24 protein-coding genes are annotated in these 25,959 nt (G+C 58.8%); 4 read left to right on the forward strand and 20 right to left on the reverse strand.

From position 1 onward, the window contains the following. Nucleotides 1-25: 25 nt before the first annotated feature. The 3 genes from RHP75_RS11540 to RHP75_RS11550 are packed head-to-tail and all read right to left on the reverse strand — an operon-like array spanning nt 26 to nt 2,241. The gene (locus tag RHP75_RS11540) at nt 26-1,279 is read right to left on the reverse strand and encodes an MFS transporter (protein ID WP_311088314.1); all 1,254 of its coding nucleotides are present in this window, start codon (nt 1,277-1,279) and stop codon (nt 26-28) included. Between the two features lie 54 nt (nt 1,280-1,333). After that, on the reverse strand, nt 1,334-1,780 hold the full coding sequence (locus tag RHP75_RS11545) for a PaaI family thioesterase (RefSeq protein ID WP_311088315.1): 447 nt from the start codon (nt 1,778-1,780) through the stop codon (nt 1,334-1,336). Then, nucleotides 1,777-2,241, reverse strand: a complete 465-nt coding sequence (locus tag RHP75_RS11550; RefSeq protein ID WP_090253302.1) for a PaaI family thioesterase — start codon at nt 2,239-2,241, stop codon at nt 1,777-1,779. The genes RHP75_RS11545 and RHP75_RS11550 overlap by 4 nt, the downstream gene beginning before the upstream one ends. Nucleotides 2,242-2,431: 190 nt before the next feature. Between RHP75_RS11550 and RHP75_RS11555 the strand changes: the two genes are divergently transcribed. Next, the gene (locus RHP75_RS11555; RefSeq protein WP_311088316.1) at nt 2,432-2,722 is read left to right on the forward strand and encodes a hypothetical protein; all 291 of its coding nucleotides are present in this window, start codon (nt 2,432-2,434) and stop codon (nt 2,720-2,722) included. A gap of 58 nt (nt 2,723-2,780) precedes the next feature. Here RHP75_RS11555 and RHP75_RS11560 read toward each other — a convergent pair whose 3' ends face one another. From RHP75_RS11560 to sdhC, 12 genes are all read right to left on the reverse strand, one after another. Further along, a complete protein-coding gene (locus RHP75_RS11560; RefSeq protein ID WP_311088317.1) occupies nt 2,781-3,173 on the reverse strand; it encodes an MAPEG family protein in 393 nt (130 codons plus the stop codon). Beyond that, complete coding sequence (locus tag RHP75_RS11565) at nt 3,170-3,904, reverse strand: DUF599 family protein (RefSeq protein ID WP_311088318.1); 735 nt, start codon at nt 3,902-3,904, stop codon at nt 3,170-3,172. The genes RHP75_RS11560 and RHP75_RS11565 overlap by 4 nt, the downstream gene beginning before the upstream one ends. A 114-nt stretch (nt 3,905-4,018) precedes the next feature. Next, a complete protein-coding gene (gene brnQ / locus RHP75_RS11570) occupies nt 4,019-5,332 on the reverse strand; it encodes a branched-chain amino acid transport system II carrier protein (RefSeq protein WP_311088319.1) in 1,314 nt (437 codons plus the stop codon). A 295-nt stretch (nt 5,333-5,627) separates the two neighbouring features. Continuing rightward, entirely contained in the window at nt 5,628-6,515 is an 888-nt protein-coding gene (gene sucD / locus RHP75_RS11575; RefSeq protein ID WP_311088320.1) for a succinate--CoA ligase subunit alpha, read from the reverse strand. Then, nucleotides 6,515-7,681, reverse strand: coding sequence for an ADP-forming succinate--CoA ligase subunit beta (gene sucC, locus RHP75_RS11580; protein WP_090253289.1), 1,167 nt, complete (start codon nt 7,679-7,681; stop codon nt 6,515-6,517). Before sucC ends, sucD begins: the two co-directional genes overlap by 1 nt. A 208-nt stretch (nt 7,682-7,889) precedes the next feature. Next, nucleotides 7,890-9,326: a dihydrolipoyl dehydrogenase gene (gene lpdA, locus RHP75_RS11585; protein WP_311088322.1), complete on the reverse strand. Its 1,437-nt coding sequence runs from the start codon at nt 9,324-9,326 to the stop codon at nt 7,890-7,892. 66 nt (nt 9,327-9,392) lie between these two features. Next, nucleotides 9,393-10,616, reverse strand: coding sequence for a 2-oxoglutarate dehydrogenase complex dihydrolipoyllysine-residue succinyltransferase (gene odhB / locus RHP75_RS11590; protein WP_311088323.1), 1,224 nt, complete (start codon nt 10,614-10,616; stop codon nt 9,393-9,395). Between the two features lie 69 nt (nt 10,617-10,685). Then, entirely contained in the window at nt 10,686-13,517 is a 2,832-nt protein-coding gene (locus RHP75_RS11595) for a 2-oxoglutarate dehydrogenase E1 component (RefSeq protein WP_311088324.1), read from the reverse strand. Nucleotides 13,518-13,764: 247 nt separating this feature from the next. Further along, a complete protein-coding gene (locus tag RHP75_RS11600; RefSeq protein WP_311091912.1) occupies nt 13,765-14,472 on the reverse strand; it encodes a succinate dehydrogenase iron-sulfur subunit in 708 nt (235 codons plus the stop codon). Nucleotides 14,473-14,498: 26 nt separating this feature from the next. Then, nucleotides 14,499-16,271: a succinate dehydrogenase flavoprotein subunit gene (gene sdhA / locus RHP75_RS11605; RefSeq protein ID WP_311088325.1), complete on the reverse strand. Its 1,773-nt coding sequence runs from the start codon at nt 16,269-16,271 to the stop codon at nt 14,499-14,501. A 3-nt stretch (nt 16,272-16,274) separates the two neighbouring features. Then, the gene (gene sdhD, locus RHP75_RS11610; protein WP_160087252.1) at nt 16,275-16,643 is read right to left on the reverse strand and encodes a succinate dehydrogenase, hydrophobic membrane anchor protein; all 369 of its coding nucleotides are present in this window, start codon (nt 16,641-16,643) and stop codon (nt 16,275-16,277) included. Continuing rightward, complete coding sequence (sdhC, locus tag RHP75_RS11615) at nt 16,637-17,011, reverse strand: succinate dehydrogenase, cytochrome b556 subunit (RefSeq protein ID WP_311088326.1); 375 nt, start codon at nt 17,009-17,011, stop codon at nt 16,637-16,639. The genes sdhD and sdhC overlap by 7 nt, the downstream gene beginning before the upstream one ends. A 362-nt stretch (nt 17,012-17,373) precedes the next feature. Between sdhC and gltA the strand changes: the two genes are divergently transcribed. Beyond that, entirely contained in the window at nt 17,374-18,648 is a 1,275-nt protein-coding gene (gltA, locus tag RHP75_RS11620) for a citrate synthase (protein WP_311088327.1), read from the forward strand. A gap of 67 nt (nt 18,649-18,715) precedes the next feature. Here the strand turns inward: gltA and RHP75_RS11625 are convergent, their stop codons facing one another. From RHP75_RS11625 to RHP75_RS11645, 5 genes are all read right to left on the reverse strand, one after another. Further along, nucleotides 18,716-19,318, reverse strand: a complete 603-nt coding sequence (locus RHP75_RS11625) for an START domain-containing protein (protein WP_311088328.1) — start codon at nt 19,316-19,318, stop codon at nt 18,716-18,718. A gap of 36 nt (nt 19,319-19,354) precedes the next feature. Further along, entirely contained in the window at nt 19,355-19,615 is a 261-nt protein-coding gene (locus RHP75_RS11630) for a YkgJ family cysteine cluster protein (protein ID WP_311088329.1), read from the reverse strand. Between the two features lie 88 nt (nt 19,616-19,703). Then, the gene (locus RHP75_RS11635) at nt 19,704-21,545 is read right to left on the reverse strand and encodes a sensor histidine kinase (protein ID WP_311088330.1); all 1,842 of its coding nucleotides are present in this window, start codon (nt 21,543-21,545) and stop codon (nt 19,704-19,706) included. 53 nt (nt 21,546-21,598) lie between these two features. Continuing rightward, complete coding sequence (locus tag RHP75_RS11640) at nt 21,599-23,812, reverse strand: EAL domain-containing protein (RefSeq protein ID WP_311088331.1); 2,214 nt, start codon at nt 23,810-23,812, stop codon at nt 21,599-21,601. 89 nt (nt 23,813-23,901) lie between these two features. After that, the gene (locus tag RHP75_RS11645; protein ID WP_311088332.1) at nt 23,902-24,771 is read right to left on the reverse strand and encodes an NAD(P)-dependent oxidoreductase; all 870 of its coding nucleotides are present in this window, start codon (nt 24,769-24,771) and stop codon (nt 23,902-23,904) included. A 207-nt stretch (nt 24,772-24,978) separates the two neighbouring features. Here RHP75_RS11645 and RHP75_RS11650 point away from each other — a divergent pair, with 207 nt between their 5' ends. Continuing rightward, the gene (locus tag RHP75_RS11650; protein WP_311088333.1) at nt 24,979-25,530 is read left to right on the forward strand and encodes an exonuclease domain-containing protein; all 552 of its coding nucleotides are present in this window, start codon (nt 24,979-24,981) and stop codon (nt 25,528-25,530) included. Between the two features lie 96 nt (nt 25,531-25,626). Continuing rightward, on the forward strand, nt 25,627-25,908 hold the full coding sequence (locus tag RHP75_RS11655; protein WP_090253248.1) for a pyrimidine/purine nucleoside phosphorylase: 282 nt from the start codon (nt 25,627-25,629) through the stop codon (nt 25,906-25,908). Nucleotides 25,909-25,959: the final 51 nt, after the last annotated feature.

Below are 25,959 nucleotides of genomic sequence, written 5' to 3' on the forward strand. Positions count from 1 at the left end.
TGTTGTGGGATTTCAAGTGCTTGGCTCAGGGCTCAAGCAACTCGATACGGGTAATCTCTTCCGGCTGCAGGCTGTAGCTGACCTCGCCCTGCCCGCTCATGCGCTGACGCAGGATGATCCGCCCGTCCTGATCAATACCATGGAAACGCCCTTCGGCACTGTTACCACGTTCGGTGGTTGCACGCATGCTGAGGTTTTCATAGCGGTTGGGGCTGCGCAGCAAGCCGTCGAGGCTGAAGCGCACGCGTCGATCCAGAGGCCGACTGACGCGCTCCGGAACAACCGCAGCTGCTACAGCAGGCTTGGCCTCGGCAACAGGCGGCACAACGGCGCTAGGTAACGGCGGAAAACTATCGGCAGCGACCTGCCAGCCACGCTTGTCATGCTTCTGCAGCAGGATCGGCAATTGCTGCAGCTCACCGTTGATCCGCGCCTGGACGTTCAGATCAACCCTCTGCAGTGGAAAATTCAGGTTACCTATTGGCAGCAATTCCACCCGGCGAGTGGCAAAGCGGCGCTCCAAGTAGTCCTGAATCACATGGCTGACGGTATCCACCGAGTCGAACTGGCGATCGACTTTATCGCCCTTATAACGCAGACCATTGCGGAACAGCTCAAGCTTGCCGCTCAGGGTGGTTTTGAACTGCGGCGGCAGTACCAGGTGGAAATCACCGGCCAGCTTGTTCGGTGGCACCGGCTGCAGGTCCAGATGCAAGGTGTAGCCGCGGCTCAAGCGCCGCGCTTCGGGCAACTCCTGCTCAGGCAATAACCAGCTGATTTCCACTTCCGGCAGTATGCCTTCATCGGCCGGCAACACATCGAACCGTACCGGGCCCTTGTCGACTTTCGGCAGACGAATCACCAGCTCGCTCTGGGCGAAGAAATCTTGCCCCTCCCGCAAGCTCAATACGCCATCGAGCAACTCAGCCTGTTGCGGTGCAAATGGCCGTCCGTTCAACTCACCGCGCAGATCAATAGCCAGCTCGGCTGGTGCCTGCACCTCAGGCTTGAGCCACTTGAGGCTGAGGATGGCTTCCAGACGTTGCGCATCATGGCTGGCCAGCAACGTCAGGCCGACCACCAGCGGAATAACCCCCAAACAGGCCAGGGCCAGCGCTGGTCGCGCCGAACGCCAATGGCGCAATACATACAGTAAGGTGAACGGCGGCAGAAAACTGGCCCAGCCCCACAACAGGCTGGTGGCAAAAGCGCGCATCACCAGCCAGACCAGCCCGGCGAGTATCAGCAGCAAGCCACTCAGAATCAGCAGCGCATCCATTCAGTAATCCTTAGCGATGGTTAAACGAGGGGTTATCCGCAGACCCGACTGCCCTCAAGGTTCATCGACCTTAAAGTGCGCCCGCGCCGTGGCAATCGGCTCGGTCTGTTTGGTTTGCCAGGCGGTGATGGCCACGTTGGCGACCCGGCGACCCTGGCGCCACACCTGGCATTGCACGAAGGTGTCACGATAATGGCCGGCGCGAAGGTAATCTATCGAGAAGTCGATGATTTTCGGCAAATGTGGAATGCCCATAAACATCAGCAGGTGAAGCATCGCCGAGTGCTCCATAAAGCCAGCGATCACCCCGCCGTGAAGTGCAGGCAAGGTCGGATTGCCGATATTGTCCTGGTTGGCCGGCAGGCGAAACACCATGTCATCGCCCAGGCGCAGGCACTCGATACCGAGCAACTTGGCGTAGGGAATCAGACTGATCAGTGGGTCGTAGTTATTCTTCTCGTGGGCTTCACGCACCAGCTGGTTGAGGTTCAGCGTGCTCATTGGCCAGCCCCCTTGGCAGTGCGTTGCAGATCGGCAGGTTTACCCATGCGCATAAAAGCCCCCACTACATGGGCAATCGGCTCGTCGGGGTTGTCCTGATAGGCATATCCACGGGTGAAGATGATGTTCTCGGTCACCCGGTAGCACTCGGCAAAACCAAATACATCCTTGTTCGGCTCAGCCGGGCGCATGTAATCAATGCGCAGGTCGAGGGTTGGGCAGATTTCGAACTCTGGCAGCACACATACAGTGGAAATACCGCATGTAGTGTCCATCAGCGTGGTGATCGCACCACCGTGAATCACACCGGTTTCCGGGTTACCAACGATCTGTGGGCTGTAGGGCAAGCGCAAGATCAGCCCCTGCGCATCAGCGCTGTGCACACTGATTCCGAGCACTTGGCAATGACGCAGGACCGACAGAAAACGCTGCGCCCGCGCAACAATAGGAGAATCGCTCATGACTTCAGACTCAGGACAACTGTACAAAGGGTGAGCATGATACTCGCAGACACCAGGCCCGGCACCACGGAGCCGACCTGCTGACGAGAACTGCCAGTAAATTAATAGGGAACTTCGGCGAAACTGCGCTGTTTAATGGCTATGCCCGGGCGACCCGGCATTGATTTCTACATTACAAGGAGTAATAACCGTGCAAAAGCCATTCACCTATGCCCTGCTTCTCGCCGCCATGCTCGGCCTGGCAGCCTGCGAGAAAACCCCGGAAGACAAAGTAGAGTCAGCCAAGGAGTCCGCTGCTGAAGCCATCGAATCCATGGGTGATGCCGTTGAAGAAACCGGCGAAGCCATCGAGCAGAAAGCTGATGAAGTGATGGGCACCGAGCCAACTACTGGCGAGAAAATCGAAGACGCTGCCAATGATGCAGCTGAGGCTATCGAAGATGCTGGCGATGAAGTCAAAGATACTGTTGACGGCCAATAAGCCTTCCAGCTGAAACAAACAGGCCCGCTTAATGCGGGCCTGTTTGTTTATGGCGCAATCAAAGCGCCGGGGTAAGCATGAGCAGCAGGCTACACAGCAGCCCAACCACCCAGACCAGACTGCGCTGCCAGTGCAGGTCGGCCCAGTAGAAAAACAGATAAAGCACCCGCGCCACAACGAAGGTCACGGCCAAGACATCCACCAGAACGCCGTGGCTATTGGTCACATGGGCCATCAGCACACCGACTGCAAACAGCGGAAACGCCTCGAAGCAGTTCAAGTGCGCCGCCAAGGCACGCGCGCCAAAACCGCTCAGACGCGCTTGCTGAGCACGCGGATGGTGGTTGTCATAATGACCGTCCCCCTCCTTCGCCATGGCCTTAGCCACTGGGGCCTTGGCGATAAAAATCAGTAATGCGCTGATAAAGATGCACCAGAACGGGATGCTCATTCGCTTTTCTCCTTGGGCGATTCGAACGCCGGGGTCTGGGTGTAGACCATCACTTCCAGCACATCGGAGTGAAACTCGCGGCGGTACAACACCAATACCACACCTGCGCTGACCAGCATGAAAAACCATGGGTTGATAAACCAGGCCAGGGTTGCCATACCGAAGTAATAGGCACGCAACCCCTGGTTGAACTGGTTGGCGGCCATCGAGATCACCCGCGCGGTACGCTCGGCAAAGGCTTTGCGCTCCTGCTCAGTGACGTGCCGCTCGCCCACCATCGGCGCAGACCCCACCAGCACGGCAGCGAAGTTGTACTGACGCATGCACCAGCTGAAGGTAAAGAAGGCGTAGACAAACACCACCCCCAGGCACAGCAGTTTGACTTCGGACAGTTCACGACTGGCTACCTGGACAAACGGCAGATCGGCCAACAGTGATACAGCGCGATCAGAGGCCCCGAGCACGGTCAGAATACCGGCGAGGATGATCAGCGTACTGGAGGCGAAGAACGAGGCGTTACGCTCCAGGTTGCCGATCACGTTGGCATCGGCGATGCGGTTGTCGCGCAGCAGCATGCGACGCATCCAGTCTTCGCGGTACAGGTGCAGCACGCTGGCCAGGCATGGTGTGGTGCGACCCTTGGCCTGGGCATAACGGGTATAACCGGCCCAGCAGACGACAAACCAGAGAACGGCCAGCAGGTGCGGTAGGTAGTAGTCACTGATTGGCATGCAAACTCCTTGTTAACCTGCGCCGATTATAGACAGGCCTGGCTTTCAGCTGGCCAACAAAAAGGCCGCTCAATGAGCGGCCTGGGGTAAACAACAAAGGCTAAACAGCAGAGCTTAGGCTGCGGCGGTTTTCGGTGCGCCTAGCGCGCGATCCACCACAACAGCCAGGGCCAGGGTCAGTAGCACAGGCAACAGCCAACCGAGGCTCTGGTCCGCCAAAGGCAGTTGGCTGAAGAAGTTCGGGATCAGCGCCTTGCCGCCGGCTGCGGCAATACCGTCAACCAGGCCAAACACCAGAGTCACGGCCATCACCGGGCGGAACACCCGCGCCGGCGAACACCACAGGTCATCCAGCAGGCTCAGCGCCACCAGCACAATGGCCAGCGGGTACAAGCCGACCAGCACCGGAATCGAGAAGCTGATCAACTGGGTCAGGCCCTGATTGGCTACCAACAGACTAAACAGACCGAAGGTGATCACCACTGCACGGTAAGAAACCGGCAACAGGCCGCTGAAGAACTCACCACAGGCCGTCAACAGCCCCACAGCCGTGGTCAAACAAGCCAAGGTAATAACCACGGCCAACAGCAGGCTGCCAGCCGTGCCGAAGGTGTGCTGCACATAGGCGGTAAGAATCTGCACGCCGTTCTGCGCCTCACCGGCAATCCCCTGGCTGGTCGCACCCAGGTAGAACAGCGCCAGATAGACCAGTGACAGGCCGATTGCAGCGATCAAGCCGGCAATCACCGAGTAACGAGTAATCAGCTTGCCGTCGGTCACGCCATGGTCACGAATCGCCGTGGCAATCACGATGCCGAATACCAGTGCGCCGAGGGTATCCATGGTCAGGTAACCCTGCAGAAAACCCTGCACAAAGGGTGCACTCTGATAATCCGCCGATACCTGGCCGATCTCCCCTGCCGGAACCAGCAGCGCCGCGCCACCCAACACCAGCAGCGCCGCCAGCAGCACCGGGGTGATGTACTTGCCGATGCGATCCACCAGTTGCCCGGGATTGAGGGACAGGAACAGCACCGCAGCAAAGTAGGCCAGGGTATAGAGCAGCAACGCCGTGCTGTTATTGCCGCTGAACGGGGCGACGCCCATCTCGAACGACACCACCGCAGTGCGCGGCGTGGCAAACAGAGGGCCGATGGCCAGGTACACCGCCACCGCAAATAACACGCCGGCGCGCTTGCCCAGTGGCGCGGTGAGCAGCGCCATACCACCACCGACGCGCGCCAGGGCGACAATGGTCAACAGCGGCAAACCAACGCCCGTGAGTAGAAAGCCCAGCGCTGCCAGGCCGATGTTCTCACCCGCCGCCATACCAGCGCTGGGCGGAAAGATGATGTTGCCGGCGCCCAGGAACAGGGCAAACGTCATAAAGCCGAGGGCCAGGAGATCCGAGCCTTTCAAACGAGTCATAGAAGGGAATACCACAGGCAGAAGTTGCAAGTTGAAAACCGAAAGTTCCGAGGGTTTCCCGATGGATCGGGGAAACGTCACCCAGCCGGTTAGGCGGAGCCACTGCAGCACCCTGAGCCGCTTGTGGCGGAGCGGGCGCTAATAGTTGCAAGCCTAACGAAATTGGCACGCCAGCGGCACTGGCACAGGTCAGGCTGTCGGACTGGTGAAAAAAGCTGTCGCATCGGCAACAGTTCATCCCTGGCCGCAATAAAAAAGGCCACCCGAAGGTGGCCTTTTCTCAGATCAAAAAGCCTTAGGCTTTTTTCACTTCCCAACCGGTCAGCTCGGCCAGGGCCTTGCCGATGTCAGCCAGGGAACGCACGGTTTTCACACCAGCGTCTTGCAGGGCTGCGAACTTCTCGTCTGCAGTACCCTTGCCGCCGGAGATGATGGCGCCGGCGTGGCCCATACGCTTGCCCGCCGGAGCGGTTACACCAGCGATGTAAGACACGACAGGCTTGGTCACGTTGGCCTTGATGTAAGCAGCGGCTTCTTCTTCAGCCGAACCGCCGATCTCACCGATCATCACGATCGCTTCGGTCTTCGGGTCTTCCTGGAACAGTTTCAGGATGTCGATGAAGTTGGAGCCTGGGATCGGGTCACCGCCGATGCCGACGCAGGTGGACTGACCGAAACCGGCGTCAGTGGTCTGCTTAACAGCTTCGTAGGTCAGGGTGCCGGAACGCGACACGATGCCTACTTTGCCTGGCAAGTGGATGTGGCCCGGCATGATGCCGATTTTGCACTCGCCCGGAGTGATCACGCCTGGGCAGTTCGGGCCGATCAGGACTACGCCCAGCTCGTCACACTTGACCTTGGCTTCGAGCATGTCGATGGTCGCGATGCCTTCGGTGATGCAGACGATCAGCTTGATGCCGCCCATGGCTGCTTCAAGGATCGAGTCCTTGCAGAACGGAGCCGGAACGTAGATCACGCTGGCGGTGGCGCCAGTCTGCTCAACTGCTTCACGCACGGTGTTGAACACCGGCAGATTCAGGTGAGTGGTACCGCCTTTGCCCGGAGTCACGCCGCCAACCATCTGGGTGCCGTAAGCGATGGCTTGTTCGGAGTGGAAAGTACCCTGCGAGCCGGTGAAGCCTTGGCAGATAACTTTGGTGTCTTTATTGATCAGGACGCTCATTATTTGCCCTCCGCAGCTTTGACGACTTGCTGAGCAGCGTCGGTCAGGCTGGTTGCCGCGATGATGTTCAGGCCGCTTTCTGCCAGGACTTTAGCGCCCAGTTCAGCGTTGTTGCCTTCCAGACGGACGACAACCGGGATTTTCACGCCGACTTCTTTCACTGCGCCGATGATGCCTTCGGCAATCATGTCGCAACGAACGATACCGCCGAAGATGTTGACCAGTACGGCAGCCACGTTGCTGTCGGACAGGATGATCTTGAAGGCTTCGGTCACGCGCTCTTTGGTTGCGCCGCCACCTACGTCGAGGAAGTTGGCTGGCTTGCCGCCGTGCAGGTTGACGATGTCCATGGTGCCCATGGCCAGGCCAGCACCGTTGACCATGCAACCGATGTTGCCTTCCAGCGCTACGTAGTTCAGTTCGAACTTGGCAGCGTGGGCTTCACGCGGATCGTCCTGGGACGGATCGTGCATGGCGCGCAGCTTCGGCTGACGGTACATGGCGTTGCTGTCGATGTTGATCTTGGCGTCGAGGCAATGCAGGTTGCCGTCAGCCTTGATTACCAGCGGGTTCACTTCCAGCAGAGCCAGGTCATAGTCCTGGAACAGCTTGGCCAGGCCGACGAAGATCTGGGTGAACTGCTTGATCTGATCACCTTCCAGGCCCAGCTGGAATGCCAGCTCGCGGCCCTGGAACGGCTGAGCGCCGACCAGCGGGTCGATGGTCGCCTTGAGGATCTTCTCAGGGGTATCGTGGGCTACTTTCTCGATGTCCACGCCACCTTCGGTGGAGGCCATGAACACGATGCGACGGCTGGAACGGTCAACGACCGCGCCCAGGTAGAGTTCCTTGGCGATGTCGGTGCAGGACTCGACCAGGATCTTGGTCACTGGCTGACCGTTGGCATCTGTCTGGTAAGTCACCAGACGCTTGCCCAGCCAGTTGGCGGCGAAGGCTTTGGCGTCTTCTTTGTTCTTAACCAGCTTCACGCCGCCCGCTTTACCGCGGCCACCAGCGTGGACTTGAGCCTTGACGACCCACTCGGTGCCACCGATTTTTTCGCAGGCTGCTGCGGCTTCTTCCGGGGTGTCTACCGCGAAGCCCTTGGATACGGGCAGGCCGTATTCAGCGAACAGCTGCTTACCCTGATACTCGTGGAGATTCATGCTTGTCTACCGTCTTCGTTTAGGTATTGCGCATACGGTGCTGCACTTGTGATGCCGCACCACCTGTGACTGCTTCTGGAGCAATCCGGCTAACGTTCCGCGCAGAACCTGAGGTGTACGCGGGCAGTCGGCCGTGGTTCTTCCTGTTGAGCTGCACCTTCACCGGTACACAACGCCGGTGAAGGCATCCGCTCAAACAAACAACGACTTAACGCTTCTTGCGGTTGGCGATGTGGATGGCGTGGCCATTCACTGCCAGAGCAGCTTCATGCAGCGCTTCGGACAGCGTCGGGTGGGAGAACACCATCATCCCCAGATCCTCGGCGCTGGTGCCGAATTCCATACCGATTGCACCCTGCTGCACCAGTTCAGCAGCGCTTGGGCCAATCACGTGTACACCCAGAACGCGGTCGGTGTTGGCGTCGGCGATCACCTTGACCATACCGCCGGTGTCGTTGGCCGCCATGGCACGACCGCTGGCTGCGAAGGGGAAGGTACCGACGTTAACGGCGACGCCTTCGGTCTTCAGCTGCTGCTCGGTTTTACCGACCCATGCGATTTCCGGGTGGGTGTAGATAACCGATGGAATCAGGTCGTAGTTCATCTGGGCCTTATGGCCGGCGATGCGCTCGGCAACCATGATGCCCTCTTCCGAGGCTTTGTGAGCCAGCATCGCGCCGCGCACCACGTCACCAATGGCGTAAACACCCGGTACGCTGGTGGCGCACTGGTCGTCAACGAAGATGAAACCACGCTCGTCCATGTCGACGCCGCTATCGGCCGCCAGCAGGTCGGTGGTCACCGGACGACGGCCGACTGCAACAATCAACTTGTCGAAGACGATCTTCTGCTCGCCTTCGGCGTCGGTGAAGTTGACGGTAACCTGTTTTTTCTTCACTTCCGAACCGGTCACGCGAGCGCCCAGACGGATTTTCAGGCCTTGCTTGGTGAAGGTTTTCAGCGCTTCTTTGGCGATCTGCTCATCGGCAGCCGGGAGGAACTTGTCCAGCGCTTCAAGTACGGTCACTTCAGCACCCAGACGCGCCCACACCGAACCCAGTTCCAGACCGATTACGCCAGCGCCGATCACGCCCAGCTTCTTCGGCACGCTCTGGAATTCCAGGGCGCCAGTCGAATCAACGATCACATCCTGATCAACCGGAGCTGGCGGAATGTCGATCGGTTTGGAGCCAGAGGCCAGAATCACGTTCTCAGCTTCGACGATCTGCGTCTTGCCGTCGGAGCCGGTGACTTCAACCTGCTTGTTCGCCAGCAGCTTGCCGTGACCTTCGAGCAGAGTCACACCATTGGCTTTGAACAGAGTGGCAACGCCGCCAGTGAGATTTTTCACGATGTTGGCCTTACGACCGATCATCGCAGGCACGTCGATGGTTACGCCCTTGGCTTCAATACCGTGAATGGCAAAGCCTTCGTGCGCTTCGTGGTACTTCCAGGAGCTGTCCAGCAGCGCCTTGGACGGAATGCAACCGACGTTCAGGCAAGTACCACCGAGCGCAACCTTGCCCTCTTTATCCTGGTACTTCTCGATGCATGCAGTCTTCAAGCCGAGCTGAGCTGCTTTGATGGCGGCTACATAGCCACCAGGGCCGGCACCGATGACTACCACGTCGAATTTCTGGGTCATAACGTATTCCTTCTCGAATAAACCGGACGGCCCTGATTAGAGGGCCGCCGTGGGAGAAACTGGCTTTTAGATGTCCAGCAGCAGACGCGCCGGGTCTTCCAGCAAGTTCTTGATGGTCACCAGGAAGGTCACGGCTTCCTTACCATCAATCAGGCGGTGGTCGTAGGACAACGCCAGGTACATCATCGGACGGATAACCACCTGACCATTCACGGCCATCGGACGCTGGATGATGTTGTGCATACCCAGAATCGCGGCTTGCGGTGGGTTGACGATCGGCGTCGACATCATCGAACCGAAAGTACCACCATTGGTGATGGTGAAGGTGCCGCCGGTCATTTCTTCGATCGACAGTTTGCCGTCTTTGGCTTTCTTACCGAAGCTAGCAATACCGTTCTCGATTTCAGCCAGGCTCATCAGCTCGGCGTTACGCAGCACAGGGACGACCAGGCCACGGTCGCTGGACACGGCAACACCGATGTCGGCGTAGCCGTGGTAAACGATGTCGGTGCCATCGATCGAGGCGTTGACTGCCGGGAAGCGCTTCAGCGCTTCGGTAGCGGCCTTGACGAAGAACGACATAAAGCCCAGGCGCACGCCGTTGTGGCTCTTCTCGAACAGGTCCTTGTACTTCGAGCGCAGTGCCATGACTTCGGTCATGTCGACTTCGTTGAAAGTGGTCAGCATGGCCATCGAGGACTGAGCCTCAACCAGACGCTCGGCGATCTTGGCGCGCAGACGGGTCATCGGTACACGCTTCTCGGTACGGTCGCCGGTGGCGAATACCGGTGCGGCAGCAGCAGGCGCGGCAGGCTTGGCGGTAGGTGCAGCAGCAGGCGCGTTCTTCTTCGCTTCAACCGCAGCCACCACGTCTTCCTTAGTTACGCGGCCACCTTTGCCGGTGCCGGCGATGCTGTTCGGATCGATACCGTTTTCCTCAGCGATCTTGCGTGCAGCTGGGGACAGGATCTGGTCATCGCCTGCAGCAGCTGGTGCAGCGGCCTGAGCCGGTGCGGCAGCAGCCTGAGCAGCCGGTGCTGGTGCAGCAGCGCCGCCCTCACCCAAGGTGCCGAGCAGTTCGTTGGACAGAACGGTGTCGCCTTCATTCTTGATGATTTGCGCGAGGACGCCGTCGGCCTCGGCCAGCACTTCGATCACTACCTTGTCGGTTTCGATGTCAACGATCAGCTCGTCGCGCTTGACCGCATCGCCCGGCTTCTTGTGCCAAGTGGCCACGGTGCCATCGGCAACCGATTCCGGGAAAGTAGGGGCTTTGATCTCGATAGCCATTGTGTGTGGTTCCTTAAATTCGGTTTCTTCTAACAGGCGACCCAGTTGGCCGCCTGTTGCGCGAAGGCGTTAAACAGTAAAGGCGTCTTGCAGGAGTTTTTCCTGCTGTTCGGCGTGCATCGATGCGTAACCACAGGCTGGTGCGGCAGACGCATCACGACCGGCGTACTCGAGGAACAGCGCTTTCTTGTGCGCTGTCGCCACGCGACGCATGTGATGCTGGCTGCAGTACCAGGCGCCCTGGTTCATCGGCTCTTCCTGACACCAGACGATATGCTTGAGGTTCTTGTACGGGGCAATTGCCTCGGCCAGATCATCTTCCGGGAACGGATAGAGCTGCTCGATACGCACGATGGCGATGTCTTCGCGGCCTTCGTTGCGGCGCTTCTCCAGCAAGTCGTAGTAGACCTTGCCGCTGCACAGAATCAGACGCTCGACTTTCTTCGGATCGATGGCATCGATCTCCGGAATCACGGTCTGGAACGAGCCTTCGGCCAGATCTTCCAGAGTCGAGATGGCCAATTTGTGGCGCAGCAGCGACTTCGGCGTCAATACGACCAATGGCTTGCGCAGCGGGCGAATCACCTGACGACGCAGCAAGTGGTAGATCTGCGCCGGAGTGGTCGGTACGGCAACCTGCATGTTGTGCTCGGCGCACAGCTGCAGATAACGCTCCAGACGCGCCGAGCTGTGCTCTGGCCCCTGCCCTTCATAACCGTGCGGCAGCAGCATGGTCAGACCGCACAGACGGCCCCACTTGTGCTCGCCACTGGAAATGAACTGGTCGAACACCACCTGGGCGCCGTTGGCGAAGTCGCCGAACTGCGCTTCCCAGATCACCAGCGACTGCGGCTGGGTGGTGGCATAGCCGTATTCGAAGGCCAGCACGGCTTCTTCCGAGAGGAAAGAGTCGTACAGGTCAAAACGCGGCTGCCCCTGGTAGAGGTTCTGCAGCGGCAGATGGGTGCCGGCGTCCTTCTGGTTGTGCAGCACCGCGTGACGGTGCGAGAAGGTGCCGCGGCCGATGTCCTGGCCGGTCATACGGATCGGGTGGCCTTCGAACAACAGGGTGGCGTAGGCCATGGTTTCGGCGTAGCCCCAGTTGATCGGCAGCGCACCTGCGCTCATCTTCTGGCGGTCTTCGAGAATTTTCGCGACCTGGCGCTGAACCACAAAGCCTTCCGGAATTTCCAGCAGCTTGTTGGACAGTTCCTGCAGGGTTTTCAGCTCGAAACGCGTGTCGTGACGTGCGGTCCAGGCGTGGCCCAGGTACGGACGCCAATCGACGAACAGCTCCTTGTTCGGCTCTTTGACCAGGCTCTTGACCACGTGCTGACCGTTATCCAGCGCAGTACGGTACTCGTCGATCTTGGCCTGCACCTCATCCGCAGACTGACGCGCCGCAGCGGTCAGCACTTCGGCATACAGCTCGCGGGTGGTGCGCTGCTTGGTGATTTGCTGATACATGATCGGCTGGGTGCCGCTCGGCTCGTCGGCCTCGTTGTGGCCGCGACGGCGGTAGCAGACCAGGTCGATGACCACGTCACGCTTGTACTGCATGCGGTAATCGACAGCCAGCTGGGTGACGAACAGCACCGCTTCCGGATCATCGCCATTCACGTGCAGGATCGGCGCCTGAATCATCTTCGCCACATCAGTGCAGTACTCGGTGGAACGCGAGTCCAGCGGGTTGCTGATAGTGAAGCCGACCTGGTTGTTGATCACGATATGGATGGTGCCGCCCGTCTTGAAGCCGCGAGTCTGCGACATCTGGAAGGTTTCCATAACCACACCCTGACCGGCGAATGCCGCGTCACCGTGCAGGGAAACTGGCAGCACCTTCTCGCCAACAGCGTCATTACGACGGTCCTGACGGGCACGTACCGAACCTTCGACCACTGGGGAAACGATCTCCAGGTGGGACGGGTTGAATGCCATCGCCAGGTGCACTTCGCCACCAGCGGTCATCACGTTGGAAGAGAAACCCTGGTGGTACTTCACGTCACCGGAAGACAGGCCTTCGGTTTTCTTGCCTTCGAACTCGTCGAACAGGTCGCGCGGGTTCTTGCCGAAAGTGTTAACCAGCACGTTGAGGCGACCACGGTGGGCCATGCCGATGACGATTTCCTTGGTGCCGTAGGAACCGGAACGCTGAATCAGCTCATCGAGCAGCGGGATCAGGCTCTCACCACCTTCCAGGCCGAAACGTTTGGTGCCTGGGTACTTGGTGCCCAGGTACTTTTCCAGACCTTCAGCTGCGGTCAGGCGCTCAAGCAGGTGGCTCTGCACCTCAACCGAGAATTGTGGACGACCACGAACGCTTTCCAGACGCTGCTGAAACCAGCTGCGCTGCTCGGAATCAACGATATGGGTAAACTCGGCGCCGATGGTGCGGCAATATGTCTGCTGCAACGCATCGCGAATTTCGCGCAGAGTAGCCTCTTCCTTGCCAATGAACAGCCCACCGGTACGGAAGGTGGTGTCCAGGTCGGCATCGGTCAGACCATAGTGGTTGATTGCCAGATCAGCCGGCACAGGACGCTTCCAGAGGCCAAGCGGATCGAGCTGGGCAGCCTGATGGCCGCGCATGCGATAAGCCTGAATCAGGCGCAGCACTTCGACTTGCTTCTTCTCGTGCTCACTGCTGACGCTACCAGCGGACACCGGTTGGGCGCGGCGCTGATTTTTAGCGAGCAGGACGAAATGATCGCGAATCGTTGAGTGCGATACGTCTGTGGCGGCGCTGCCGTCGGTCGGCAACTTCTGGAAGTAAGTGCGCCACTCTTCTGGCACAGCGTTGGGATCGTGCAGGTAAAGCTCATAGAGCTCTTCCACATAGGCAGCGTTACCACCGGATAGGTGGGCACTGTCCCACATGCGCTGCATCACGCTTTCTTGCATGCTTGGTCACCCTCGGTAAGGGGACACCACCGGCGAAGAAACCGCATGGCTGTCAGTCCTGAAGCAGCGACTGGTAAGCCACTACGGATCCCGCAGATAGTCCGGGCACCAGCCCGGATGCCCCTGCTGGTCGTCATATTTTTCAAATTAAGAACCACCGCTTTGTGAGCAGCAGCCCTGGCTAAAACTACGGCGCTGGGTTGAAAGCAGCGCCGCAGGTGTTACAGGTCTAGCAAACAACCGTGAATCAGGTACCGCTTTGCAGCAACATGTTACGTACGTGGCCGATTGCCTTGGTCGGGTTAAGACCCTTAGGGCAAACGTTCACGCAGTTCATGATGCCGCGGCAACGGAACACACTGAACGGATCATCCAGCGACGCCAGACGCTGTTCGGTCTGGGTATCACGGCTGTCCGCCAGGAAACGATAAGCCTGCAGCAGCGCAGCTGGGCCGAGGAACTTGTCTGGGTTCCACCAGAACGATGGGCAGCTGGTCGAGCAGCACGCGCACAGGATGCACTCGTACAGACCATCCAGCTTCTCACGCTCTTCCGGCGACTGCAGACGCTCGATGGCCGGCGCCGGGGTGTTGTTCTGCAGGTATGGCTGCACCTTCTCGTACTGCTTGTAGAAGATGCTCATATCAACAGCCAGGTCACGAATGACCGGCAGACCAGGCAGCGGGCGAACCACCAGCTTGCCGCCTTTCAGGCCAGCCGCCGAAATCGGCGTGATGCAGGCCAGGCCATTCTTGCCATTGATGTTCATGCCATCGGAACCGCACACGCCTTCACGGCAGGAACGGCGATAGGAGAAACCCTCGTCCTGTTCCTTGATCAGCGCCAGTACGTCAAGAACCATGATGTCCTTGCCGCCGGTGTCGACCTGGAAGTCCTGCATAAACGGCGCAGCATCTTTTTCCGGGTTGTAACGATAAACGCTTACTTGCAACAAATTGGCTTGCGACATATCAGGCACCCTTAATAAGTCCGGACCTTGGGTTCAAACGCTGGAACTGTCTTCGGCGAGAAATTGACCGAACGCTTGCTCACGCGCTTTTCACCTGGCATGTACAGGGAATGGCAGAGCCAGTTTTCGTCGTCACGTTCTTCGAAGTCTTCACGAGCGTGAGCACCGCGGGATTCTTTACGAACCTCGGCAGCGATCGCGGTGGCTTCTGCCACTTCGAGAAGGTTTTGCAGTTCCAATGCTTCGATACGCGCAGTGTTGAATGCCTGGCTCTTGTCCGCGATCTTGACAGTCGCGATCCGCTCACGCAGGTCGGCCAGTTGGGCAATGCCCTTCTGCATGTACTCGCCGGTGCGGAACACACCGAAGTAGTTTTGCATGCAGTTTTGCAGCTCTTTACGCAGTGGCGCGACATCTTCGCCAGTGGTGCGTTCATTGACGCCAGCCAGCCGCTTGAGCGAAAGCTCGATGTCGGTTTCGCTGGCACCACGGACTTCCACGCCTTCTTTCAGCGCTTTTTCCAGGTGAATACCGGCGGCACGACCGAACACCACCAGGTCAAGCAACGAGTTGCCGCCCAGACGGTTGGCGCCGTGTACCGATACGCAGGCCACTTCGCCGACGGCAAACAGACCTTCGATGATCTTGTCGTTGCCGTTGGCATCCTGAGTGATGGCCTGACCGTGAATATTGGTCGGCACGCCGCCCATCATGTAGTGGCAGGTCGGGATCACTGGAACCGGAGCCACCACCGGGTCAACGTGTGCGAAGGTCTTCGACAGTTCGCAGATGCCTGGCAGACGGCTGTGCAGTACGTCCTCGCCGAGGTGATCGAGCTTGAGCAGTACGTGGTCCTTGTCCGGGCCACAGCCGTTGCCGGCGAGTACTTCTTTAACCATGGAACGCGCGACTACGTCACGACCAGCAAGGTCCTTGGCGTTCGGCGCATAACGCTCCATGAAACGCTCGCCATGGGCGTTGATCAGGTAACCACCTTCACCACGGCAACCTTCAGTAACCAGTACACCAGCGCCGGCAATACCGGTCGGGTGGAACTGCCACATTTCAATGTCTTGCACCGGCACGCCAGCACGCAGGGCCATGCCCACACCGTCACCGGTATTGATCAGGGCGTTGGTGGTGGAAGCGTAGATACGACCCGCACCGCCAGTGGCCAGAACCACAGCCTTGGAACGGATATAAACGGTTTCGCCGTTTTCGATGCAAATGGCAATCACACCGACGATAGCGCCGTCCTGGTTTTTCACCAGATCCACGGCGTACCACTCGTTAAGGAACGAGGTACCCGCTTTTAGGTTGGCCTGGTACAGGGTGTGCAGCAGGGCGTGACCGGTACGGTCAGCAGCAGCACAGGTACGCGCAGCCTGAGTCGGGTTGTTCGGGCCTTTGGACTGACCGCCGAATGGACGCTGATAGATGCGACCTTGCTCGGTACGGGAGAACGGCAGACCCATGTGTTCCAGTTCAAATACGGCTTCTGGACCCACGGAACACATGTATTCGATAGCGTCCTGGTCACCGATATAGTCGGAACCCTTGACGGTGTCGTACATGTGCCAGCGCCAATCGTCGTTCGGGTCGGCCGAAGCGATGGCGCAGGTGATGCCACCCTGAGCGGAAACAGTGTGCGAACGGGTCGGGAAGACCTTGGTCACTACTGCCGTTTTATGACCACCCTGAGCCAACTGCAGTGCAGCGCGCATACCCGCGCCGCCGCCACCTACGATGATGGCGTCATAAGAAAGAGTGCGAATGCTTGTCATGGATCAGTTACCCCAAAAAATCTGCACGCCCCAGACGAAGAACGCGAACATGGCAACGCCACACGCAGCCTGGAACAGAAAACGCACGACTGTAGCCCACTTACCCAGGGCCATCGGCGTCAGGTAGTCGGTGGAAATTGTCCACATGCCAACCCAGGCGTGAACGCTGAGCGCTACCAGGGTCAACAGGCTGAAGATACGCATCGCGTTATTGGAGAACAGCGCCTGCCATTCGGCATAACCCAGACCTGGGTTACACACGACAAAGCCAAGCAGAAACAGCACATAAGCCGCGAGGACGACAGCAGATACACGCTGCGCCATCCAGTCATACAGACCCGAACGCGAGAAATTCGTGACGTTGGTTACCATACCCACACCCCCAGCAGCACGATCACGATCGTCGAAACGACGAGAACGATTTTCGAACCCAGCTTGCCGCCTTCCAGCGTCTCACCGATGCCCATGTCCATGATCAAGTGGCGAATACCGGCCACCAGGTGGTACAGCAGAGCGGACAACAGACCCCAAATCACAAACTTGGCCAGCGGGCTGGTCAAGCACTCCTTCACCTCGGCAAAACCTTCTGCAGATGCCAGCGACTTGTCGAGCCCGTACAGCAGCACGGCAATGCCGAAAAACAGAATGATTCCAGAAACACGGTGAAGGAATGACGTAACGCCAGTGATAGGAAGTTTGATCGTCCTAAGGTCGAGGTTTACAGGTCTTTGGCTATTCACGGCTTTTTTATCACACTGAGAGCCCCTAACTATCAGGGCAAAGTTGTCGGGAAGTGCACTGGTCAGGTACCCATCACCCAAGGAGTGACAACTACCAAAAGACAGGCTAAAGCCCTTGGTAGCTGGGCGCAGAGTATAGACAGTTAGGTTACTAATGACAACGCAAAGCCCCCTACCTAAAAGCGCATTGCACACCTCTAATAAATGGCGTAAAGAGCCGCTTTAAAAGCTCGAAAACAACCCGCAAACCCTTCTGCCGCCTGGGTTTTCGCAAATTGACATTCGAATTTATCTCACTATAGTGGTGCGGGCCCTGCGTGGGGGGCAGTCAGATGATTTCAAGCATAACTAGGAGGCCAAACATGGCTGACAAAAAAGCGCAGTTGATCATCGAGGGCGCAGCCCCCGTCGAGCTGCCCATTTTAACCGGCACCGTTGGTCCCGATGTAATTGACGTGCGGGGCTTAACCGCCACGGGCCGTTTCACATTTGATCCTGGCTTTATGTCCACCGCCTCGTGCGAGTCGAAGATCACCTACATCGATGGCGAGCAGGGCATCCTGCTGCACCGCGGCTACCCCATCGAGCAGTTGGCTGAGCAATCCGACTACCTGGAAACCTGCTACCTGCTGCTGAACGGCGAACTGCCGAACGCAGAAGAGAAAGCCAAGTTCGTCAGCACCATCAAGAACCACACCATGGTTCACGAGCAACTGAAGACCTTCTTCAACGGCTTCCGTCGTGACGCTCACCCGATGGCCATCATGTGCGGTGTAGTCGGTGCTCTTTCGGCTTTCTACCACGACTCGCTGGACATCAATAACCCGCATCACCGCGAAGTGTCGGCCATGCGCCTGATCGCCAAGATGCCAACCATCGCCGCCATGACCTACAAGTACTCCATGGGTCAGCCGATGATGTATCCGCGTAATGACCTGAACTACGCAGAAAACTTCCTGCACATGATGTTCAACACCCCGTGCGAGATCAAACCGATCAGCCCGGTGCTGGCCAAGGCCATGGATAAGATATTTATCCTGCACGCCGACCATGAGCAGAATGCCTCCACCTCTACCGTTCGTCTGGCTGGCTCCTCGGGTGCCAACCCGTTCGCCTGTATCGCAGCCGGTATCGCCGCCCTCTGGGGCCCGGCGCATGGCGGCGCCAACGAAGCCGTACTGAGCATGCTGGATGAGATTGGCGATGTTTCCAACATCGACAAATTCATCGCCAAGGCCAAGGACAAGAACGATCCGTTCAAGCTCATGGGCTTCGGTCATCGCGTTTACAAAAACCGCGACCCGCGCGCCACCGTAATGAAGCAGACCTGCGACGAAGTACTGAAAGAGCTGGGCATCAAGAACGATCCACAGCTGGAGCTGGCGATGCGTCTGGAAGAAATCGCCCTGACCGACCCGTACTTCAAAGAACGCAACCTGTACCCGAACGTCGACTTCTACTCGGGTATCATCCTCAAGGCTATCGGTATTCCGACCAGTATGTTCACCGTGATCTTCGCCCTGGCGCGGACCGTCGGCTGGATCTCGCACTGGAAAGAAATGCTCTCCAGCCCGTACAAGATTGGCCGTCCGCGCCAGCTGTACACCGGCTACCCGCAGCGCGACCTGAAGAAGTAATTCAGTTCTCGCCGCACAAAAAAGGCTGCCCAAGGGCAGCCTTTTTATTGCGCTGAACAAGTCAGCTTTACGGCTTTTCAGCCAACTCGCGCAGCCCCTGCAAGGTATTGAACGGCGCATCCACGACAAAGCTGTTGGCCAACCAGGCCGGTACGCTGCCACCCGGTTCAGAATGCACCTCGTAGATCACCTCAATTTCACCTTCGTGCGGTGTGAGGCTCCAGAAGCCTTCAACCTTGCTCACCCGCACAAAACCTTGCTGCAGCGGCAGATAATCGGCAACCCCACGCAGGACCCGGATCACCCGGCCATCGGTATCACGCGTAGTGGTTACCTGCAGGATCGAATCACGCGGCTGCACCGGCCAAGGTGTATGGAAGCGACTGTAGGCCCAGCTTAGGTCGCCCTCATGTTTGAGCAGCTTCTGCTCGCTGCAGGCATGAATCCAGGTGCAGGCCGCGCTGACATCATCCTGCAGGGCCAACAAGCGTGGCATATCCGCTCGTATGCGAGTGACACCGCGAAACGCCTGAAAACTTGAGCCCGGTATCTGCTGCAAATAGACCTGAATACCTGCCTCATCCTTGACCAGGCGCCATTGCGCCGCCTGAGCCCCACTCACCACCAGCAACACGGCAATTCCCAAGAGCAGCCCTGTAAACCGCACCATCACGCCTCCAGCAGCCAATAACGTTGCGCCACAGTATCAAACTGCAACGGTCGTGCTTTGCTCCAGCCAGCCAATCAACTGCAGCGCCTCTGCCGTGGTACTGCCGCATACATACTCGGCAGCATGAAATGCAGAGCACACCGCAGGTCGCTCAGGCCGGCCAAAAATCAGGCAGTAGTTGTTCGCATCCAGCTGCACACAGCGCACACCAGCCGGCTTGCCATCAGGCATACCTGGGATAGGGGAACTGATCGAAGGAGCGATGCAGCAGGCGCCGCAGCCGGCACGGCAATTCATGACAGGGAAACCTCAACATCACAGCACAGAGTACAGGCCGGCGATTCTACGTGGGTACAGATAGCTTGGCAGCCGTCCATCTATAGATTCAGGCAAGCGGTAGGCGCAGGCGAAACTGCGTGCCCTGCCCTGGCGCGCTGCGTACCTGCAGGTCTGCGCCGAGAATATCTACGGCCAACTGATGGGTGATATGCAGGCCAAGCCCGGTGCCGCCGCGCCCGCGCCGGGTGGTGAAGAACGGATCAAAGATTTTCCCCAGCACCTCCTCGCTCATGCCGTCGCCGTTATCGCTGACCTCAATCACGCACTCACGGCGCATTTCATCGTGCTCAACCCTGACCGTCACCACCCCGTTCATGCCCGAATCGAAGGCATGGACCAGTGCATTGTCGATCAGGTTCTGCAGAATCTGCCCCAAAGGCCCCGGATAGCTGTCGAGCATCAGGCTCTGCGGTAGCTCCAGCTGCACCCGATGGTTTGACTGCTTGAGCTTGGGAGTAAACAGCAACATGACCTCACCAACCAACTCGAGCAGATCAAAGCAGCGACGCTCGGTACTCGCACGGTCACTGGCCAGCTGCTTGAAGGCCCGGGTCAGCTGCGCCATACGCGTCAGGCTGTTGAGGATGATCGCCAGGCCTTCATCATTGCGCTGCACGAAGCGCTCCAACGCCGAACGCTGCAACCCTTCAGAGAGGCTCATCTGCAGCCCCTTATTACCCTTATCCAAGGTTGAGGCCGCCATGCTGGCGGCACCAATCGGCGTATTCAGCTCATGCGCCACCCCCGCGACCAACGTACCCAACGAAGAGAGCTTTTCCGCCTGGAGCAAGGCGCCGCGCATGCGCTGCAGCTGATCCACCGTGTCACGCAGCTCCGCATTACGCTGCAACAATGACTGACTACTGACCTCCAGCGCCTGGCGCACCTGATCACGCTCGAACTCCGCCAAGCCGAGGCGCAACACCACCAGCAGCCCAAGAGAAAGCATCACACAGACAAACAGCAATACCTGCCAAAATACTTGCTCGCGCAGCCCCTGAATTTGCTCCAGAGGCAGGTGCGAAACCAGTAACCAGTACTCACCTGTTGTCGCGTCCTGGCCACTGCCCTGGTAGGGATCGAACTTATTAAAGGCCCAATAACCACCACTGTCGCTGAACACGCCATCGTGGGCAGCCTGCATCCGCCGCCAGCTATCCGGAAAGCGGCTGGCCAGCGTTGCATCAGGTTTGCCCAGTGCAAAACCCCAGGCATCCTGCGCATCAGCGGCGAGCATCCAGTAGCCTTCATGGTCGACCAGAGTCAGGTTGTTGCCGTAACTCTTGGAAACTTCGCCCAGACGTTGCAACAGCACTTGCCCAAGGTAATTGAGGATCAGGATGCCGCGGCGCTTGCCCTCACCATCGAAAATCGGCTCGGCAGCTCGCAGAGTGGGCTTGAGTGGTTGTTCGACGCTGCCCAAATCAGCGTTCAGGTCAAAACGTGAGAGGTAGAACGCGCCCTGAGGCAGGTTCATGGTCTCGACGAAGTAATAGTGCTGCGCCTGGTTGTGCAATTGCGCCTGATCACTTGCCAGCGGCTCGCCATTGCGCCAATCAACCCGCACCTGCTCTGCACCGCGCTCATCCAGCCAGCGAATCTGGTCATAAACCATGCTGCTGCGAGCAAACTCGACAAACAGTTGACTCAAAGCGCGCCGGTTATCCGCACTAGGGTTCTGCAGCACCTCAGCCAATAGTGGCTGTTGAGTGAGAAACTGCAGATTGCCACGCAAGGTCGCCAGGTGCCGATTGAGCACGCCGACACCCTCGTTCAGGCTGACCTGCTGATCACGCAACAACGGTTCAAGTCGCGCATCCAACAAGCGCTCGTACAGCAGTGCCATCAGCAGCAGAATCAGCAGCGTCCACGGCACAAATAGCAGCAATAGGTTGCGCCTGACCGGTTGCGACAACAGCCTGTCGCGCCTGGATTGCTGCATCAGGCCATGCGCTCGGGCCAGTCACGCAGCCAGTTGAGTAAATCAGCGCAGGCCATCGGCTTGGCAAACAGATAGCCCTGCGCTTGCCGGCAGCCATGCTTGAGAATCCAGTCGGCCTGCTGTTGGGTTTCGACGCCTTCGGCAATGACCTGCATGCCAACCCGCGCGGCAATCTGAATCACCGCCTCGGCGATCATTTTCTGATCGCTGACTTCGCCGATTTCCAGAACAAAACTGCGGTCGATTTTCAAGCGATCGGCAGGCAACAAACGCAGGTAGCTGAGCGATGAGAAACCAGTGCCAAAGTCATCGATGGCCACCTCTACGCCCATGGCGCGTAGCGCACGGAGCTTTTCACAGACCGTGTCGAAGGTGCGCATGGCCACCGACTCGGTAATTTCCACTTCGATCTGCTCAGGCAATACCCCCGCCGCCTGCAGATGCGAATTAAAGCGCTCGATAAAGTCATGCTGCAGCAGTTGCGGCGCAGAAACGTTGACCGCCACGCGAATCTGCGGATAGCCGGCATCGGCCAGCTGCTTCGCCACCTGCAGGGCCAAACGCATGAGCAGATCACCCAGCGGCAGGATGTAGCCGGTGGCCTCGGCCAGGGGGATAAAACTCAGTGGCGGAACCATCTTGCCGTCGGCCTTGCGCCAACGCGCCAGCGCTTCCACACCGGTAACGCGATGGGTTTGCAGGTCGATCTGCGGCTGCAATTCGACGCTGATCTGCCCGGCGTCCACTGCATCACGCAGGGCCAGCAGCATGCGGTAGGATTCGGCGTGCGCCCCCAGCAGGCGCGGATCATAAACACCATGCTGGTCGTGGCCCAGGCGCTTGGCCTGTTTCAGGGTCAACAGCGCATCCTGCAGGGCCACACTGGCACTGCCGGTAAAGTCAGCCAGGTGCATGGTCACGCTGCTCAGGCTGTGCACCTGGCCCAACTCATATGGCCGTTTATGCCGGCGGAACAATGCCACCACGTCTGCGGCAGTAACCTGGGTTTGCGGGCCGAGGATGGCAAACAGGTCATCACGCACCCGGGCAATCAGCACCTCATGGGTGAAGGCGTCGCGCAGCTTCTTCGCCACCAGACCGAGAATAAAGTCGCCATAACCGGTGCCAAAGGCGGTGTTGGCACCGGAAAAATTGTCGATATCGATAAGCACCAGCACGCGCTGATCCTTGGTCTCGGACTTCAACGTCATGTCCAGCATGCGAATCAGCGCATTGCGATTGGGGATCTTCAGCAAGTCGTCCTGATAGGCCATTTCCTCCAGGCGGCTGAACAGCGCAACGTTATAGAGACCACGGCTGATACTGGCACTGAACACCTTAAGCAGTTCCAGCTCGGTGTCATCCAGCCTCCGCGCACTGTCGATATAGCAGGCGTAATCCGCGCCGGCCTGAAAGCGCGGAAAGAACAAGACCGTGCAATCGCTCAGACGCAGAGTCTGCTGCGCCTGCAGGCATTGGCGCACTGCCGCTGCGACCTGTGGCTGCAACACGTCCAGATTGGCGTCGATACAGTCAAAAAACCGTCCACTGGCGCTGACAATTCGCGCATTGGGTTCAGCCGTGGCGTCCCCCTCATCGGCGCGCACGCAGACAATGCCTTCGGTCTGCAGGTCAAGCAGCGAGGTGATTTCCGAGAGAATCTTGGCCGATAGCTCGCGGGTACTCTTCGAACAGAACAGTGCATTGCTCGATTCGACGATCATCTGCAAACCACGCCGCGCGCTGGCTACAGCCCTGAGCTGTGCATAACCGCGCACCGCTGCGGTGAGTACCGTCAGCAAGCGCTCAGCACTGAGTTCACTCTTGGTCCAATAATCGTTGATGTCGTAATCACGCATCACTTCATGGGCCGGCGCCAGGCCTGGCTCACCGGTGAGCATCACCACGCGGGTTTCGCGATTGCCGATCACCTCACGCAGCGCCTTGATCAGGCGCAAGCCGGCGTCTTCGGTTTCCATCACCACATCGAGCAACACCAGGGCGATGTCGTGATGCTTGGCCAGCAGCATCGAGGCTTCACGGCAGCTGAACGCCTGGATCAGCTCAATACGCCCGCCCAGCAGCTCCAGCTCGCTCAGGGCAAAGGCGGTGGCGCGCTGGAAGTCGGCGTCATCATCAACTGCCAGTACGCGCCATACAGGCTGGCTGGTGGTGCTGGGAAGGTCGTCGCTGAATGCAAATTGATCATCCATGAACAGTGCCCGCATGCCTGAAAAGTGAGAACAGCGCCGAATCCATACTGGCTTTGAACCCAGTATAGACGGCTGCTCTCAGCTGCCAGTTAGCGCTTGCTCAGGCGGGCAAACAGACTGGACGTATCCCAGCGGCCGCCGCCCATACCCTGCACATCGGCGTAAAACTGATCGACCAATGCGGTTACCGGCAACTGCGCACCATTGCTGCGGGCCTCGGCCAGCAGAATCGACAGGTCCTTGCGCATCCAGTCCACGGCAAAACCGTGCTCGAACTCGCCAGCCAGCATGGTCTTGTGGCGATTTTCCAGCTGCCAGGACTGCGCCGCGCCCTTGCTGATCACTTCCATCGCACCATGTGCATCGAGGCCAGCGCGCTCAGCGAAATGCAGCGCCTCGGATAGGCCTTGTACCAGGCCGGCGATGCAGATCTGGTTGACCATTTTGGTCAGCTGACCGCTACCGGCTTCGCCCATCAAGCGGGTCATGCGTGCATAGGCCTGAATAATCGGCTCGGCCTTGGCGTAGGTCGCAGCCTGACCACCGACCATGATGGTCAGCGCGCCGTTCTGCGCGCCGGCCTGACCGCCGGATACCGGTGCATCGAGAAAACCCAGTTGGTGGGCAGCGGCCTGTTCGGCCAGTTCACGTGCAACCTGCGCCGAGGCGGTGGTGTGATCAATCAGCACCGCACCAGCCTGCATGCCGGCAAAGGCGCCCTGCTCGCCCAGTACAACACCGCGCAGATCATCATCATTGCCCACGCAAACCATCACAAACTCGGCACCAGCGGCCGCTTCACGTGGGGTCGGTGCGTGGCTGCCGGCATATTCGGCGGCCCACTGCGCAGCCTTGGCGGCGGTACGGTTGTACACACACACCTGATGCCCGGCGCGCGCCAGATGCCCGGCCATCGGGTAACCCATTACACCCAGCCCGATAAACGCCACCTTTGCCATGCCAACACCTCTACGCTGATTTCAGTTACCGCTCGTACCGCCCAGCGCCGCATTACGCGCCGCTCAGCCCCTAGGCTGCAAGCATGCCCGCCACCTGCGGCCAATACCAGCACAGCCAAAGGGCAAAACTGTATGGATGCAGCCGACAGACAGGCTTTACCCGCAGCCGATTCCGCTTCCATACTCGCCACAGGCAAAGGAGGGCTTATGCAGCATTGGCTGGTAATCGACCTGGAAGCCACCACCGAAGACGGTGGCTGGCCAGTCGCAGAAATGGAAATCATCGAGATCGGCGCCAGCCTGGTGACCCGCGATGGCCATGAGGTTGAGCACTTTCAGCGCTTTGTCCGCCCTACCCGCCGTCCGCATCTGACGCACTTTTGCCGTCAGCTGACCCAGATCAGCCAGGCCGATGTGGATGCGGCCGCTCCGCTTTCAGTAGTCTGGGCGCAGTTCGAACGTTGGCTGCAGAGCCATCAGGCACAACTGGCCGGCTGGGCCAGCTGGGGTGACTATGACCGCCGTCAGTTCGAACAGGAATGGCTGGCCCATGGGCTGGACAGTTACCTGAGCCAACTCCCCCACATCAACCTGAAGAAATGCTTTGCCGAAGCCCGCCAACTGGCCAAGCCGATTGGCCTGAAGATGGCCCTCAACCTCGCGGGCCTGGCCTTCCAGGGTCAACAGCACCGCGCCCTCACCGATGCGCGCAATACTGCCCGGCTGCTGCCACTGGTTTTGCCTGCGCAAAGCAGATGACGAAGAAAAACCGCTTGGGCATACTGGCGGGCCTTTTTCCATGGCCTGCCGCAACTGGCAGCCAGCGCTTTTAATCCCTTTATCGAGGAACTGCAGATGTTCAAGGTCAATGAATACTTCGACGGCACCGTCAAATCCATCGCCTTCGGCATGGCTGAAGGCCCGGCCACTATTGGCGTGATGGCTGCAGGCGAATATGAGTTCGGCACCAACCAGCTGGAAATCATGCACGTGGTCGCCGGCGCCCTGACCGTGAAACTGCCAGGCAGCGACAACTGGGAAACCTTCACCAGCGGCAGCAAGTTCACCGTACCGGCCGACAGCAAGTTTCAGCTCAAGGTAGCGGCCGACACCGCCTACCTGTGTGAATACCGCTAAGCCCCGGCCAGGTGCCTGAAAGCCGGCCTCAGTGGCCGGCTTTTTTATTAA

This window comes from Pseudomonas sp. SG20056 (assembly GCF_031764535.1).
In the GTDB taxonomy this organism is placed as follows: domain Bacteria; phylum Pseudomonadota; class Gammaproteobacteria; order Pseudomonadales; family Pseudomonadaceae; genus Aquipseudomonas.

What these genes read in the sequence shown, in the direction of transcription:
- sdhD (WP_160087252.1), bottom strand. Translation starts at nt 16,643, where the DNA reads ATGGTAACCAACGTCACGAATTTCTCGCGTTCGGGTCTGTATGACTGG.
- RHP75_RS11630 (WP_311088329.1), bottom strand. Translation starts at nt 19,615, where the DNA reads ATGAATTGCCGTGCCGGCTGCGGCGCCTGCTGCATCGCTCCTTCGATC.
- lpdA (WP_311088322.1), bottom strand. Translation starts at nt 9,326, where the DNA reads ATGACCCAGAAATTCGACGTGGTAGTCATCGGTGCCGGCCCTGGTGGC.
- RHP75_RS11625 (WP_311088328.1), bottom strand. Translation starts at nt 19,318, where the DNA reads ATGGTGCGGTTTACAGGGCTGCTCTTGGGAATTGCCGTGTTGCTGGTG.
- RHP75_RS11645 (WP_311088332.1), bottom strand. Translation starts at nt 24,771, where the DNA reads ATGGCAAAGGTGGCGTTTATCGGGCTGGGTGTAATGGGTTACCCGATG.
- RHP75_RS11545 (WP_311088315.1), bottom strand. Translation starts at nt 1,780, where the DNA reads ATGAGCACGCTGAACCTCAACCAGCTGGTGCGTGAAGCCCACGAGAAG.
- sucD (WP_311088320.1), bottom strand. Translation starts at nt 6,515, where the DNA reads ATGAGCGTCCTGATCAATAAAGACACCAAAGTTATCTGCCAAGGCTTC.
- sdhA (WP_311088325.1), bottom strand. Translation starts at nt 16,271, where the DNA reads ATGACAAGCATTCGCACTCTTTCTTATGACGCCATCATCGTAGGTGGC.
- RHP75_RS11640 (WP_311088331.1), bottom strand. Translation starts at nt 23,812, where the DNA reads ATGGATGATCAATTTGCATTCAGCGACGACCTTCCCAGCACCACCAGC.
- brnQ (WP_311088319.1), bottom strand. Translation starts at nt 5,332, where the DNA reads ATGACTCGTTTGAAAGGCTCGGATCTCCTGGCCCTCGGCTTTATGACG.
- RHP75_RS11550 (WP_090253302.1), bottom strand. Translation starts at nt 2,241, where the DNA reads ATGAGCGATTCTCCTATTGTTGCGCGGGCGCAGCGTTTTCTGTCGGTC.
- RHP75_RS11655 (WP_090253248.1), top strand. Translation starts at nt 25,627, where the DNA reads ATGTTCAAGGTCAATGAATACTTCGACGGCACCGTCAAATCCATCGCC.
- gltA (WP_311088327.1), top strand. Translation starts at nt 17,374, where the DNA reads ATGGCTGACAAAAAAGCGCAGTTGATCATCGAGGGCGCAGCCCCCGTC.
- RHP75_RS11540 (WP_311088314.1), bottom strand. Translation starts at nt 1,279, where the DNA reads ATGGATGCGCTGCTGATTCTGAGTGGCTTGCTGCTGATACTCGCCGGG.
- RHP75_RS11595 (WP_311088324.1), bottom strand. Translation starts at nt 13,517, where the DNA reads ATGCAAGAAAGCGTGATGCAGCGCATGTGGGACAGTGCCCACCTATCC.
- RHP75_RS11560 (WP_311088317.1), bottom strand. Translation starts at nt 3,173, where the DNA reads ATGAGCATCCCGTTCTGGTGCATCTTTATCAGCGCATTACTGATTTTT.
- RHP75_RS11650 (WP_311088333.1), top strand. Translation starts at nt 24,979, where the DNA reads ATGCAGCATTGGCTGGTAATCGACCTGGAAGCCACCACCGAAGACGGT.
- odhB (WP_311088323.1), bottom strand. Translation starts at nt 10,616, where the DNA reads ATGGCTATCGAGATCAAAGCCCCTACTTTCCCGGAATCGGTTGCCGAT.
- RHP75_RS11565 (WP_311088318.1), bottom strand. Translation starts at nt 3,904, where the DNA reads ATGCCAATCAGTGACTACTACCTACCGCACCTGCTGGCCGTTCTCTGG.
- sucC (WP_090253289.1), bottom strand. Translation starts at nt 7,681, where the DNA reads ATGAATCTCCACGAGTATCAGGGTAAGCAGCTGTTCGCTGAATACGGC.